At 67.8% G+C, this 12,947-nt stretch carries 15 protein-coding genes; 2 read left to right on the top strand and 13 right to left on the bottom strand.

What is annotated here, in order from left to right:
* On the top strand, positions 1 to 452 hold a 452-nt coding region (locus VMJ70_08050), incomplete at its 5' end, for a hypothetical protein (GenBank protein ID HTO91069.1).
* Positions 453 to 491: 39 nt separating this feature from the next.
* On the opposite strand, the gene VMJ70_08045 is transcribed toward VMJ70_08050, so the two are convergent.
* The gene (locus tag VMJ70_08045; protein ID HTO91068.1) at positions 492 to 1,922 is read right to left on the bottom strand and encodes a hypothetical protein; all 1,431 of its coding nucleotides are present in this window, start codon (positions 1,920 to 1,922) and stop codon (positions 492 to 494) included.
* A gap of 14 nt (positions 1,923 to 1,936) precedes the next feature.
* A complete protein-coding gene (locus tag VMJ70_08040) occupies positions 1,937 to 2,716 on the bottom strand; it encodes an A24 family peptidase (GenBank protein ID HTO91067.1) in 780 nt (259 codons plus the stop codon).
* 86 nt (positions 2,717 to 2,802) lie between these two features.
* Here VMJ70_08040 and VMJ70_08035 point away from each other — a divergent pair, with 86 nt between their 5' ends.
* Positions 2,803 to 3,123 (top strand): DUF5658 family protein, encoded by a 321-nt coding sequence (locus VMJ70_08035; GenBank protein HTO91066.1) that lies wholly within the window; start codon positions 2,803 to 2,805, stop codon positions 3,121 to 3,123.
* A gap of 18 nt (positions 3,124 to 3,141) precedes the next feature.
* On the opposite strand, the gene VMJ70_08030 is transcribed toward VMJ70_08035, so the two are convergent.
* From VMJ70_08030 to VMJ70_07980, 11 genes are all read right to left on the bottom strand, one after another.
* Complete coding sequence (locus tag VMJ70_08030) at positions 3,142 to 4,416, bottom strand: secretin N-terminal domain-containing protein (protein ID HTO91065.1); 1,275 nt, start codon at positions 4,414 to 4,416, stop codon at positions 3,142 to 3,144.
* Entirely contained in the window at positions 4,413 to 4,910 is a 498-nt protein-coding gene (locus VMJ70_08025) for a hypothetical protein (protein ID HTO91064.1), read from the bottom strand. The genes VMJ70_08030 and VMJ70_08025 overlap by 4 nt, the downstream gene beginning before the upstream one ends.
* A complete protein-coding gene (locus VMJ70_08020; protein ID HTO91063.1) occupies positions 4,907 to 5,467 on the bottom strand; it encodes a hypothetical protein in 561 nt (186 codons plus the stop codon). Before VMJ70_08020 ends, VMJ70_08025 begins: the two co-directional genes overlap by 4 nt.
* The gene (locus tag VMJ70_08015) at positions 5,464 to 6,045 is read right to left on the bottom strand and encodes a hypothetical protein (GenBank protein ID HTO91062.1); all 582 of its coding nucleotides are present in this window, start codon (positions 6,043 to 6,045) and stop codon (positions 5,464 to 5,466) included. Before VMJ70_08015 ends, VMJ70_08020 begins: the two co-directional genes overlap by 4 nt.
* The gene (gene pilM / locus VMJ70_08010; GenBank protein HTO91061.1) at positions 6,042 to 7,085 is read right to left on the bottom strand and encodes a type IV pilus assembly protein PilM; all 1,044 of its coding nucleotides are present in this window, start codon (positions 7,083 to 7,085) and stop codon (positions 6,042 to 6,044) included. Before pilM ends, VMJ70_08015 begins: the two co-directional genes overlap by 4 nt.
* A 31-nt stretch (positions 7,086 to 7,116) precedes the next feature.
* Complete coding sequence (locus tag VMJ70_08005; protein ID HTO91060.1) at positions 7,117 to 8,373, bottom strand: hypothetical protein; 1,257 nt, start codon at positions 8,371 to 8,373, stop codon at positions 7,117 to 7,119.
* On the bottom strand, positions 8,370 to 8,870 hold the full coding sequence (locus tag VMJ70_08000) for a hypothetical protein (GenBank protein HTO91059.1): 501 nt from the start codon (positions 8,868 to 8,870) through the stop codon (positions 8,370 to 8,372). Before VMJ70_08000 ends, VMJ70_08005 begins: the two co-directional genes overlap by 4 nt.
* Positions 8,867 to 9,253: a hypothetical protein gene (locus VMJ70_07995; protein HTO91058.1), complete on the bottom strand. Its 387-nt coding sequence runs from the start codon at positions 9,251 to 9,253 to the stop codon at positions 8,867 to 8,869. Before VMJ70_07995 ends, VMJ70_08000 begins: the two co-directional genes overlap by 4 nt.
* 106 nt (positions 9,254 to 9,359) lie before the next feature.
* Positions 9,360 to 9,761, bottom strand: coding sequence for a prepilin-type N-terminal cleavage/methylation domain-containing protein (locus VMJ70_07990; protein HTO91057.1), 402 nt, complete (start codon positions 9,759 to 9,761; stop codon positions 9,360 to 9,362).
* 29 nt (positions 9,762 to 9,790) lie between these two features.
* Positions 9,791 to 11,053: a type II secretion system F family protein gene (locus VMJ70_07985; GenBank protein ID HTO91056.1), complete on the bottom strand. Its 1,263-nt coding sequence runs from the start codon at positions 11,051 to 11,053 to the stop codon at positions 9,791 to 9,793.
* Entirely contained in the window at positions 11,053 to 12,777 is a 1,725-nt protein-coding gene (locus VMJ70_07980) for an ATPase, T2SS/T4P/T4SS family (GenBank protein ID HTO91055.1), read from the bottom strand. The genes VMJ70_07985 and VMJ70_07980 overlap by 1 nt, the downstream gene beginning before the upstream one ends.
* Between the last annotated feature and the right edge of the window lie 170 nt (positions 12,778 to 12,947).

Genomic DNA, 12,947 nt, shown 5'->3' with positions numbered 1-12,947 from the left:
ACGTCGTGGGCGTCCCGCCCGGCCCCAACGGTCTCTCGGTCGATCCGATGTTCTGCAACGCGGCCGGCGGCGACGCTCATCTCACGGTGGGCTCGCCGCTGATCGACGCGCCGGGCTGCGGACAGATCGGGGCGCTCGGTGTCGGCTGCGGACAGAACGCCGCGGTGCAACCGATTCGAACGCTTCCCGAAGTTCGGTTCGAAGCGCGGCCAGTACCGGCGCGCGGAGTGGTTCAGTTCGCGATCCCGCCCGCCGCGCAGGCCCGGCGCGTCGAGATCTACGACGTCACCGGCGCCAGGCGATGGGAGGGATCGGTGCCGGCCAACAGCTCTCACCTGGAATGGGACGGGCGCGACTCGAACTCGCGTCCGGCAGCGCCGGGCGTCTATTACGGAAGGCTGACGGGCGGCGCGGGGCCCACGCCGGTCACGAAGATCGTGTTCGAGAAGTAGCGCTCGCGCCGAAACGCGCCGTCGCCGGCGACGACCGCGCTACGGCGCCCCGTTCACCGCCGACCGCGGCCGGTAGAGCCAGAAGCCGTCGGATTCTCCGGCCGCCACGTAGCGCGACAGCATGGCGTCGCGAGCCGCGGCGCCGAACTGGAAGTCGCGATACCAGCGATCCTTCTGCAACTCGAGATTCTCGTCGAGTACGATCAGGCCATAGTGACGCGCTTGGATGCGCTCTACGATCGCGGTGGCGCGCGGCTCGCCCCGTCCGATCTCGGAGCGCAGCGTCGAGGCGTCCGAGATCTCGGGACGCAGCCCGGCCGCGAGCGGAATCAGCGCGTCCTCGGCCAGCACCGGGCCGGATTCGCCTCGCACCGCGGCCAGCACGTTCTCGCGCCTCGCCTCGGGCGCGCGCGCCGCGCGCACCGCCGCCTGCGTCTCGCGCCAGGCGGCGCCGGTCACCACGATCAGCACCAGCGCCATGCCCAGCACCGCCTCGCGACGGGTCGCGCGCTCAGCCCACATGCCGGCGCCGACCGCGCCGAGTGCCGTCAGCTCGAGCAGATGGTTGTGGTCCGATCCGCGATTGGCCATCACCAGCACCGTGAGCGCCAGCGAAGCGATCGCGAACGGCCGCACCGGCCGGCCGCGTGACCATTCGCCGGTGAGATAGACGATCGCGAGTCCCGCCGCCACCGCCAACTCGCCAAGGCTCGCGAGATAGCGCAGCAGCTCGAACGGCCCCCGCAGTGGCGTGGTGATGTTGGGCGGCGCGAACGCGAGCGTGTGCAGCACGTCGGCGTACCAGCCCGGCCCGTGCCAGGGAATCGTGAGCACCACGCCCGCCGCGACCGCGGCGAAGAAGCGCGCCGCGAACGGCCCGGCCGCGCGCCGGGCGCCCGGCGCCGCCGAGGACAGCAGCACCGCGAGCGGCACCGTGAACGACGTCGCCTTGATCAGCCACGAGGCGGCGGCCAGCGCCGGCGCCAGCCAGCCCCGCCGGCGCGGATCGCGGCACCAGGCCGCCAGCGCCCCGATCGAGAACGCCGCGGCCCACGGGTCGGCGCGTCCGGCGATGCTCGCGGCCATGAACGGAAAGCTGACCAGCAGCAGCGAGAGGGCGACGGTGAAGCTCACGCCGCTGCCGCCCAGCGACTGCCCGGCCATCGCCACGGCGATGATCAGCGCCAGCATTCCGGCCAGATTCACCCAGCGCAGCGCCGCGTGCCACGACATGCCGAGCCGATGGGCACCCGCCACCAGCAACGGGACGGGGGGGAAGTAGAGCGTGCCGAGGAAGGATTCCCCGCGCGGAAGGCCGGGTGCTTCTCCGTGGAGTGCGGCATCGGCGCAGGCCGCGACCACACCGGTGGCGTGGTTCATGCCGTCGTACGTCGGCCAGGCGATCAGCACGGCTCCGATCCAGGCGGCCAGCGCCAGCACCAGAGCGCCCAGAGTCAGGCGACCATCCATCGCGGCAGTCTAGCCTAACCGCGGCCGAGCATTCTCAGGTACGCCTGCACCCAGTTGGCACCCCACAGCAGCGAGACCATCGCCGCAGGCGCGAGCAGCGTGCCGAACGGCAGCGCGGTCTTGCTGTCGCCCTCCCGGCGCATCATCAGCCAGGCGCCCCACAAACTGCCGGCGAGGGCCGCAAGGAACAGCGTGAGCAGCGTGAGCTGCCAGCCCAGCACTGCGCCGAACATGGCGGCAAGCTTGATGTCGCCGCCGCCGAGCCCCTCGATCTTGCGGAAGCGGAGCCAGGCCCAGGCGAGGAACCACAGCACGCCGCTGCCGAGCGCGATACCGAGGATCGCATGCATCGCGCCGTTCGGAAGCTGGAGCGCCGCCGCCAGCCCGATCAGGGTGCCGGGCAGGGTCAGCACGTCGGGCAGCAGCTGATGATCGAGGTCGATCCAGAACAGCGCCACCAGGATGAAGCCCCACAGCGCGAGGGGCGGCCACACCCAGTGGGTGCCGACGTGCAGGTAGAGCAGCACCGACCAGGCGCCGCACCACAGCTCGGTGAGCGGATAGCGCCAGCCGATTCGCACGCCGCAGTGCCGGCAGCGGCCGCGGCTCAGGACGAACGACAGCACCGGGATCAGGTCGAGCGCGCCGAGTGTCGCGCCGCAGCTGGGGCAGGCCGAACGGCCATGGATCCACGAGACGCCGCGAGGAATGCGCCACGAGAGCGCGGTCACCGCGCTGCCCATCGCCAGGCCCAGCAGGCCTGCCAGTGTGACCAGGGTCCAGTGACCGCCCATTCCGTCAAGTCTCCGTTGCCCGATGCCGATGGCTCTGGCAAGCTGTGGCTCGAACCTTCAAAGACAGCCTGCCGTCCGAGGTTTGCGTGCGCACCGTGCTCTTCATCGCCATTCTGGCCAACAGCGCCGATCTGGTCGCCACGTCGCTTGGCATCCATCTCTTCGGCAATCGCGAGGGCAATCCTCTGCTCGCCGATCTCGCGCACAGCCACTGGCTGCTGTTCGTGACGCTGAAGGGAATCGGGATTCCATTCCTCATCTGGCGCCTCGACCACTACCGGTCGTCCTCGCCCTTGCTGGCGACCGCCGGGATGGGGATCGTGACGCTGTGTATGACGCTCGCGGTCGGGCAGTGGATCGGCTGGATCGCGGGCGTGCTGACGGTGTACGGGCTTCCGCGCCCCTAGAGTGGCGGCCGCCGCTCGCTACGGTTGCTCCGGCAGGATTCGCGGCGTCACTTCGATCACCAGATCGGTCTTCTGACTGGTGATGCTGTGATGCTGGAACAGCACGCCCAGGCCCGGGATCGACCCGAGCAGCGGCACCTTGGTGATGTTGGTGGTCTTGTTCTCGCTCAGCAGTCCGCCGATGATCACCGAGTTTCCGTCCTTCAGGCGCACGGTGGTCGAAGCCTGGCGCGTGTTGATCACCGGCAGATCGCTCAGCGGACGGAAGCTCGCCGAGCTGACCTCGGGCTCGATCTTGGTGGTGATGAAGCCGTCGGCGTTGATGAGCGGCGTGATGCGCAGCTTGATGCCCACCTCTTCGGTCTGAATCGAGGTCGTGGGCGAGGCCGCGTTGCCCGCGAACGTCGTTCCCTGGATCTCGAAGGGAATGCGCTGGCCCACCAGGATGTTGGCCTCGTGGCCGTTGAGCGTCGCGAGCTTGGGATTGGCGAGCACGCGAGCGTTGCCTTCGCTGATCATCAGGTCGATCGCGACCTGAAACGCCTTGGCCTGCCGGCTGAAGCTCTGGAACTTGAGGAAGTCGGCGCCGCTCGCCGGATTCGGGATGAACGGCAGGGGGCTGGGAACCGTCCCGGGCGCCGAGGGTGGTGGATTGCCTTCGACGATCACGAACCCCTGCCGATTGAGCAGGTCCCAGTCCACGCCCAGCGTCTTGGCGTCGTCGGTCGACACCTCGATCACGCGCGCCTCGAGCATGACCTGCTTGGCGGGCTGATCGAGCGTGGCAACGATCTCATGCACCTCGGACATCACTCGCGGGCTGGTCACCACGATCAGCTGATTGCCGCCCTTGTCGAGCTGGATGTCGGCGGTCAGGCTCTTCAGCGCGTCGCGCACTTCCTCGGCCGAGGCGAACTTGAGCGGCACGATGTAGGACGAAAGGCCGGTCTCTTCCTTGAGCGCCCCTTCGTTCGCGACCAGGATCGAGTTGCCGATCCGCTCGTAGGCGAGTCCCGCGGCGCGCACCACCAGATTGACGGCCTCCTCGATCGGCACGTCCTTCATGTGGATGGTGAGGTGACCGGCGGCGACGCCCGGGCCGGTGATGACGTTCAGGTCACCCTTTTCGGCCAGGATCTTGAGCACGCTCGGCAATGTGGCGTCTTCGGCGTCGAGCGAGACCTTGCGCTGCAGGTCGACGGCGCACGCTGCCGGCACGCCCGCGCCGCAGCTCAGCAGTCCGACGAACGCGACGGCCAGGAGGCCGCGCGACAGAAGGACGGAAGATTTCACGGAGAATCTCCTTTTCTCGGCAGCTGCAGGACCAGAGAGGTTCCGTTCTGGTCCAGCACCACCTGGTCGCGGGCGATGCTCACCACCCGAAAATCGGCAAAAAGGCTGCCGGCCCTGATGGAATAATCTCGGCCATTGAAGCGAACCGTTGCCCGCGGATCGGCGTCGAACACGATCGTGGTCAGCACCGGCACCGGCGGTGGGGGCGGTGGCGCCTCGTGGCGCGCGCGCGGGCGCTTCGTCTGCGGATTCGCCGCCAGCACCGGTTGCACGGTGTTGAACGGATCGCGCAGCGCGGCGGGACTCGGCGGCGGCGTGGTCGCCAGCATGTGATCGACGCCCGCGAACGGATCGGGCGAGACCTTGCGCGCCACCGTTCTCGCGCGCCGCCAGGCACCCGAGAGCGTGAGCGCTTCGCGCGTGAAGCTCGCGATGGCAAACAGGATCGCCAGCGCCACCAGCGGCGAAACCAGAGTGCGCGCGTCGAGCTTCACGAGCCGTTCCTGCTCTGCTTGAGGTAGAGCCGCGCGATCCACACCTCGAGCAGGTCCGAGTTCGGGCCGGACGGAATGATCTGGAAGCGCTCGACCAGATTGAGCGACCCGACCCGCGACAGCTCGTCGAAGAAGCCGACGATTTGCGCGTAGCTGCCGCGCAGCTTCAAGTGCGCGCGGATCTCGGCGGTGAGCGGCTCCTGCGTGACCGGGCCCGGCTCCGAAGACGCGACGCTGAGCCCGGATCGCTCCGCGATGCGCCCCAGATCCTCGAGCAGGATGACGCCGAGCGCGCCCGAGCCGCCGCGATCCTGCGCGTCCTGGGCGTCGAGCGTGTTGTCGGTGGCGAGCGCATAGACGCGCGGCGGGAGCGCGGTCTGCATCACGTTGGTCTCGAAGACGGTCTCGAGCCCGCCGGCGTTCTTGATCGCGGCCCGGTAGCGCGCGGCGGTCGGCTTGAAGAAGACCAGGTGCACGTACATGAAGATGGCGAACGCGGCGATCGTCCCGATCAGCTGCCAGTGACGGCGCAAGGTGGCGAGCAGGACGGGATTCATGGGCGGCACTCGATCACGAAATCGGCGCTGTTGCCAGTCGGATCCGAGACCCGCGTGGAAGCGAGCCGGATCGAGTGGTAGTGAGCGGCCAGCAGTGAATCGCGCTGCAGCTTCGACACCAGCGCCGCGACGCTGCGCATGCGATCCTGGTCGGGCGGGGATTTCACCACGCCCGAGAGCACGAGGCGATTCCAGTCACTGGCCCCCGAGGCGCCACCGGGGTTGAAGTCGATCGAGGTCAGCCGCGTGTCGGGGGGGAGCACCATCGAAATCCGCTCGAGCCGCTGGCGCCACAGCCGCGGATCGGCGACGCCGCGCTCGACCAGCGCCATCTGCGCGGCCTTCTTGCTCCAGTCCACCTGAGCGGCGCTGCGCGCCTTCATCGCGGCGGCCTGCCGCTCGACGATCTTGGTGCGATTCGCGACCACCGCGCAATTCAGGCCGTAGAGACCGAAGATCACGGCTATGACGCCAAAGTAGGTGAGCCACACGCCGAGGCCGATCACGCGCGCGCGGCTGCGGGCCAGTTCGCGCTGGTAGACCTCGCGACGGAAGTTGATCGTGAAGACCGGGCTCACGCCGTCCTCATCGCCAGGCCGAAGGCCTGCGCGAACTGCGGGCCGGCGGTGCGCGGCGCGCCGTCGTCGGCGGGCTCGAGCAGGTCCTCGAGCGGGTTGAAGATCTCGACCGGCATGCCGAGCTGGTCGGCGAGGCGGATCGCGATGCCGGGCAATCGCGCCGACCCACCCGAGAGCCACAGCCGCAGCGGCTCCGACAGATGGCCGATGGTGCGGTAGAAGGCGAGCGTGCGCAGCAGCTCGTCCACCAGCTCGGAGCGAAGCGCCTCCGAGACCGCCTGCATCTCGGCCGAGTTCCAGTCCACGCGAAAGCCGGGCTCGTCCGAGCCCGCGGCCAGCTTCCATTCCTCGGCTTCGTCGAATGGAACGTGGGTCGCCGACGCGATCGCGTGCGTGATCGTCCGTCCGCCGAAGTCGAGCCGGCGCGTGAAATAGGGCTCGCCCTTCTGGTAGATGGAGAGCAGCGACGACCCGTGGCCGACGTCGAGCAGGATCTGGGCCTCGCGTTGATTGGGATGCTCCTCGGCCAGCGCGTTCGCGAGCGCCAGCGGCGCGGCATCCACGATGTCGGCCTCGAGCCCCAGCGCGCGCAGCGGCGCCTGCAATCGCTGCAGGCGGTCGTTCGAGACCGCCGCGAGCAGCAGGTCGAGACGCTTCTCGCTCGGGTAGCGGCCGAGGACCTGGTAATCGATGGTCATGCTCTGCGGATCGAAGGGCAGGTGCTTGCGTGCCTCGAAGCGCAGCGCCGGCCCGACCTCGCTCTCATCCAGCAGGGGCAGCGAGATCTGCTTGATGATGACGTCCGCGCCCGACACCCCGAGCGTCAGCCCCCGATGGCCGCGGGAGGGGAGTCCAGCGTCGCTCATGCATCGGGATATCGCCTGCGCCAGGGCCTCGGGGGCGGGCCGGCCGTCGTTCCCGGCGGGCGGCGCGGGTACCTCGCCAAGGAATGGCCGATCGCCGGCCGGCCCGGACTGGATCGCCAGGAGCTTGATGCTGAAGCTTCCCATGTCCAGCCCGACCCACGGCCGGGAACGCATGCCCGCCCTCATGCTTGGGAGTAGTACGGCATCACTGCGTGATGCGCCAAGTTCCGGGGAGGAGGGAGAGCCGAGCGCCGTTTGCCGAAGCCGGATTGGGGAGCGCGCCCGCGGCCATCAGCACATCGATCGTGTGATCCATGTTGTTGACGTCCGTTGGCGTCAGACCGTGGCTCAAGACCATGAAATGGCCCGGCGGACTGTTCTGGGGGCCGGTGAGAAGGATCTTTCCCGAAAAGATCGAAAGATGCGTCGCCGAGCTGGCGCCCGTGGTCGCGTTGAACTGCTCCAGTTTCGCGGACCCGTCGCTGACGAGAACCAAAGGAATGGTCGACTGCAATCCTGCGAAGAACCAAATGGCCCCAGGATCGTGATACGTGCTGTCGCGACCGTCGCGAGCGATGATCACCAAACAGGCGTTCGGGTCGCCCCCCGACTGAATGGTGACGGTATGCTCGAACCGGATTCCTCTGGGCAACATCCAGATCGCCTGACCATTGACGGTGATCGTGGGACTGAGAGCGTTGTTCCTGATGGAAAACTCGGAATTGGTCAGATCCTCGGTGTAGTTATAGGTCACTACGCCGGCGGCGCCCAGACTGTAGGCAGCCTGGACCGGGGCGATCGACGTCGCGCCGGCGAGATGCGCGCTGATGAAACTCGACACCGCTGGGAGCGGCAAAGGCTTGACTCGGACGCCGTACAATCCCGGGGCCGTGAGGCCTCTCCACGAGACGTCCTGACAGGACTGCCAGACGGAGTCCGACCCAGAAATCACCACCGTGCCCGTAGCCGGGAAGCCGGCGCAGAAGGCATTCACGTTGACGCTGTCGGCCGATGTCATGACGCGCTTGTAGAAGTTGTCGGTGTACACCGGCCTGAACCAACCCTCCGCCCATCGAGTCACATCGTTCACTCTCGCGGCGACCTCGATGTGGATCGAATCACCGGTCCAATCGACCAGATGGCTCGTATCCTGAACCGGCGGGAACCCCGGCTTGAGCTGCGTCGCTCTTGCATAGAAGACGTTTTCGAGCGGCAGGCCCATCTTGACCTGTGCCAGGCTGTCGCCGGCGACACTCAGCGCGTACTTGGCCCGCTCGAGCCCGCCGAGCGCCGATTGCAGCGCCTGCTGCTGATCCACCGAGCGCTGCATGAACTGCGCCTCGTAGTTGGAGAGGCTGAAGAGCGACAGCCCGAGAATGGTGAGCGCGAGCACCATGATCACCACGCCCACCAGCACGAAGCCGGCCTCGCCCTTGCCGGCGGCATTGCGGGGCGCGCTCACGGCGGCGGCACTCGATTGATCAGCGCCGCGGCGGTCGACATGGTCACCGAATCGATGCTGGCGGTGTGGAGCTGGAGGGCGATGACGTACACCATGCTGTCGTTGGCGGCGACCACGAACTGAGTGGCGCGCGAAGTCTCGAGCGGGCCCTGATCCACCGACGGATTGCCGCCGCCGACGTGGACGCGCTGGTCCGACGGCTCGAGCCAGAAACGCGACCGCTCGATGCCGTCGGCGTTGTTGAGTATCAGGGTTCCGGTGGTCACGATCGCGCTCGAGGCCACGTGGATGCTGTCGGTCAGGGTCTCGAGCACCAGGCTGGCCTCGCGCTGCGTCACCGCCTGCGACGACGAGTCGATCCAGGTGCCCTGCGAGTTCACGTAGAAGCCGGTCAGCGCCAGCATCACGATCGCGGCCAGCACGCCGACCACGGTGACTTCGACCAGCGTGATGCCACGCTCGCCGAGGATGTTGCCGATTCTCGGGCGGGAGTTCATTGCGCCGCCACGAATCGCGAGATCTGCAGGCGGTCGGCCATGACGCCGGTGCCCCAATCGACCTCGATCGTCAGTTTGTAAAGATCAACCGGACTGGGATCGGGAGGAGTCGAAGCCGCCGTGCCGTCGAGCGGGTCGTCCACCGGCGTCACCGTCCAGTGCGTCGCACCCGCGGTCACGCCCGCCACCTCGAATGGTCGGCTGCCGGCGGCGAGATTCGCCGGACGCACGAGGCTCAGGGAATCGACCACATGCTGCGCCTCACCGATCGCGCAGCGCGCGACCTCGTAGCGATCGATCAGGCCGCGGCCGACACCGAACGTGTAGGCGAGGCCGAGCACGGCGAGCGTGGCGACCACGGTTCCCGCGATGACCTCGAACAAGCCGAGGCCGCGCTCATTGTCCCAGACGCGAACCGCACCACGCCGAGGAGTGCGTGATGCGGTCGCCCGGACTTCCGATCTTCTCAAGACCGCGCCTCGACCGAGATCAGGGCGCGAAGCTTCCGCCGCTCGACCTGCCGTAGGTTGCAGCGACCTGCAGCGTGCCGTCCGCCCGGTTGGTGGCGGTCACCGTGTAGGAGTCGGCGCTGGCGAGGTTGTAGTTGAATGTCCACTTGGCGTCCACCTCGGTCAGATCGAGCAACCCCTGAGTCTTGAGGGTGTCGAGCGCCGGGGCATAGGTCGGCGCGCCGAACGAACCCGACTTCTGGAAGTAGGCCTGATTGGCGGTAAAGATCGCCCCAATCGCGCCCTTGGCCTCGGTGCGCTGCGCGTCCTTCACGTAGTTGATGTAGAGCGGCACCGCGACCGCCGCCAGAATCGCGACGATGACGATCACCACCATCAGCTCCATCAGCGTGAAGCCGCGTTCGTTTCTGAACTTCCTCATCGGATTCATTCTCCTCTCGGCGAGTCGTCTCAATGCCCCAGCAGGCCGGACCGCATGGCCTGACCGAGGTTGAAGATGGGCAGGTAGAGGGCCAGAAGGATGATTCCGACCATGCCGCCCAGCACCACGATCGCAATCGGCTCGACCAGAGCGCTCAGCCCATCCACGGCCGCGGTCACCCGCTGCTCGTAGAAGTCGGCGGTGCGCGCCAGCATCGTCTCGAGCTGGCCGGTCTCCTCGCCGGTCGCGGTCATTTGCACCAGCATCTCGGGAAAGACTTCGGTCTCACCCATCGCCCGCGCGAGCGAAACACCCTGCTCGACCCGGGCGCGAACCTCGTCGATCCCGCGTTCCAGCACCTTGTTCCCGGGCACCGGCTTCATGACCTTGAGCGCGTAGAGAATCTGGGTGCCGCTCGCGGTCAGGATGCTCAGCGTCCGGGCGAACTTGGTAATAGCATACATCCGCACCAGCCGGCCGAAGGTGGGCATCGCGAACTTCCCCCGGTCGATCCAGTAGCGGCCGTTGTCGGTCTGGGACCACGACCAGGCGACCAATCCGGCCACCACAACGATAACGCAAAATATGGCGAAATTCCCGACCACCGCCTTGCTGATGGTCAGCAGGATCCGCGTGGGCAGCGGCAGCGGCACCCGGAAACGATCGTAGATGGTGGCGAACATCGGAATGATCTTGAGCACCATGGCGAGCAACACCAGCGCCGCGAACGTGACCACGAAGCTCGGGTAGCGAAGCGCGGCCTCGACCTTGAGGCGCAGCCCCTCGGCCCGCTCGAGGTAGCCGGCGGTCTGCTCCATGATCTTGTCGAGCGTGCCGCTGATCTCGCCGGTGTGCACCAGGCTCACGAACACCTCGTCGAACGCCACCGGGTGCTTGCCGAGCGCCGAGGACAGCGACTCGCCCTTCTGTACGTCGTCCGCCACCAGTTCGAGGATCGAGGCCAGCTTGCGATCGTGATGGTCGCGCGCGATCGAGCGCAGCGAGCGCACCAGCGGCAGCCCGGCGCCGATCATGGTGGCGAGCTGGCGCGCGAACAGCGCCACCGACGCCGGCGGTATCGCGTGGCGCCAGCGGTCGAGCGCGTCGGAGAATTGATGCAGCAGCAGGCTGCCCGCGGTGCGGGCAGCGCCCGGCATGCGTGCCTCGATCAGCACCGGCGTCAGCTTCGAGTTCTCGAGGATGCGCAGGACCTCATCCTCGGAGCCGGCGACCTCGACGCCCTCGTGGGCCCGCCCGGCGACGTCGCGGGCCTTGTAGAAGTAGCTCGGCATCAGACGTGATCCGCCAGCGTCACGGCGCGCACTTCATCCACCGTGGTCAAGCCGTCGAGGATCTTCTTGATGCCGCTCTTGCGCAGCGTCATCAGCCCTTCGCCAACCGCCGCGGCCTTGATCTGGTCCTCGTTGCTGCCGTCCAGCACCAGCCGGCGGATGCCCTTCGCGATCTCGAGCACCTCGAACACCGCGATGCGCCCGCTGTAGCCGGTCTGCTTGCACAACAGACAACCCCGGCCGCGCGCGAGGCGTCGGCCGATCAGCGCGGTGCCGTCTTCGCCCAGCGCGGCGACGTGCTCGGGCTCGGCGAGATAGGTCTCCTTGCAGCGCTCGCACACGCGCCGCACCAGACGCTGCGCCATCACCAGCACCACCGCCGAGCCCACCAGGTAGCGCGGCACGCCCATATCCACCAGACGCGTCACGGTGCCCGGCGCGTCGTTGGCGTGCACGGTGGACAACACCAGGTGGCCGGTGAGCGCGCTCTTCACCGCGATATCGGCGGTCTCGGAGTCGCGGATCTCGCCGACCATGATCACGTCGGGATCCTGGCGCAGGATCGAGCGCAGCGCGCGTGCGAACGACATGCCGACCTTGTGATTGGCGTGGACCTGATTCACGCCTTCGATGTGATACTCGATCGGATCTTCGACCGTCACCAGATTGCGCTGCGCCGACTTGATCTCGTTGAGCGCCGAATAGAGCGTGGTGGTCTTGCCGCTCCCGGTCGGGCCCGACACCAGCAGCATGCCGTAGGGCTGGCGAATGGCGCGCTGGAACGACGAGAGTCCCGGGCCGTCGAGGCCGAGGTTCAGGATCTCGCGCGCGAACGCCTGCTTGTCGAAGAGTCGCAGCACGACCTTCTCGCCGAACGAGGTCGGCAGGGTCGAGACGCGGATGTCCACCTCGCGATCGGGCAGGTGCACGGTGAGCCGGCCGTCCTGCGGCAGCAGGCGGATCGCGATGTCGAGATCGGCCAGCACCTTGATGCGCGAGACGATCGCCATTTGGAGATGTTTGGGCGGCTTCATCACCTCGTGCAGCACGCCGTCGATGCGGAAGCGCACCACGATCCGCTCGCGCAGCGACTCGACATGGATGTCGCTGGCGCGCGCGTCGATCGCCTCGGCCAGCATCAGGTTGACGAGCCGGACGACCGGCGCGTCTTCCACCTGCTGGCGGAGGGTGGCGAGGTCGACGTCCTCTTCGGAGTCCGCCGAGCCCGACAGGTCGAGCTTGTCGAGGATCGCGCCCACCTGCTCGGTGGCGCGGATCTCGGAATAGAACTCGTCGATCGCCTCGCGCACCTCGCTGGGCGGCGCGATCCACACCTTGAGGGTGCAGCCGGTCAGGGCTTTCAGGTGATCGAGGGAGACGACGTCGAGCGGATCGCCGACCACCACCTCGAGCGTGTCGCCGGTGCGCCGGAGCGCGAGCAGATTGGCCTGGCGGGCGAGGTGCTCGGGCACCAGCTGGACCGCGGTGGGATCGGCCTTGGAAAGCGTGTCGGCTTCGGCGACCTGGAGCCCGAACTGCTGGCCGAGCAGCTTCACCACTTCGCACTCCGACAGCATGCCGAGCCGCACCAGGGTCTGGCCGAGGCGCTCACGAGGATCCTCGCGGCGCTTGAGGGCGTCGTTCAGCTGATCGGCGGTGAGCAGCCCCTTGTCGAGCAGCAGCTCGCCGAAGCGACGGGTCGAGAGGCGATAGGCGGTGGCCATCAGACGCTCTTCCTCGCCGGCTCGGGGACGTTGGCCACGCGATAGGTGCGCCGCTGGAGCGAGGCGCGCTTCTCGCTGTCCTCGAAGAACGGATAGGCGGTCTCGAACGAGATCGTGCCGCGATCCACCAGCTCGGCCAGCGAGTCGTCCATGGCCAGCATGTCGTCGCG

It is taken from the genome of Candidatus Sulfotelmatobacter sp. (assembly GCA_035498555.1).
In the GTDB taxonomy this organism is placed as follows: Bacteria; Eisenbacteria; RBG-16-71-46; order RBG-16-71-46; family RBG-16-71-46; genus DATKAB01.
The sequence above is the reverse complement of the archived record's forward strand: the minus strand, read 5'-3'. Positions and strand labels throughout refer to the sequence as shown.

What these genes read in the sequence shown, in the direction of transcription:
- VMJ70_08045 (HTO91068.1), bottom strand. Translation starts at nt 1,922, where the DNA reads ATGGATGGTCGCCTGACTCTGGGCGCTCTGGTGCTGGCGCTGGCCGCC.
- VMJ70_08040 (HTO91067.1), bottom strand. Translation starts at nt 2,716, where the DNA reads ATGGGCGGTCACTGGACCCTGGTCACACTGGCAGGCCTGCTGGGCCTG.
- VMJ70_08020 (HTO91063.1), bottom strand. Translation starts at nt 5,467, where the DNA reads ATGAATCCCGTCCTGCTCGCCACCTTGCGCCGTCACTGGCAGCTGATC.
- pilM (HTO91061.1), bottom strand. Translation starts at nt 7,085, where the DNA reads ATGCGTTCCCGGCCGTGGGTCGGGCTGGACATGGGAAGCTTCAGCATC.
- VMJ70_08000 (HTO91059.1), bottom strand. Translation starts at nt 8,870, where the DNA reads ATGAACTCCCGCCCGAGAATCGGCAACATCCTCGGCGAGCGTGGCATC.
- VMJ70_07990 (HTO91057.1), bottom strand. Translation starts at nt 9,761, where the DNA reads ATGAGGAAGTTCAGAAACGAACGCGGCTTCACGCTGATGGAGCTGATG.
- VMJ70_07985 (HTO91056.1), bottom strand. Translation starts at nt 11,053, where the DNA reads ATGCCGAGCTACTTCTACAAGGCCCGCGACGTCGCCGGGCGGGCCCAC.
- VMJ70_07980 (HTO91055.1), bottom strand. Translation starts at nt 12,777, where the DNA reads ATGGCCACCGCCTATCGCCTCTCGACCCGTCGCTTCGGCGAGCTGCTG.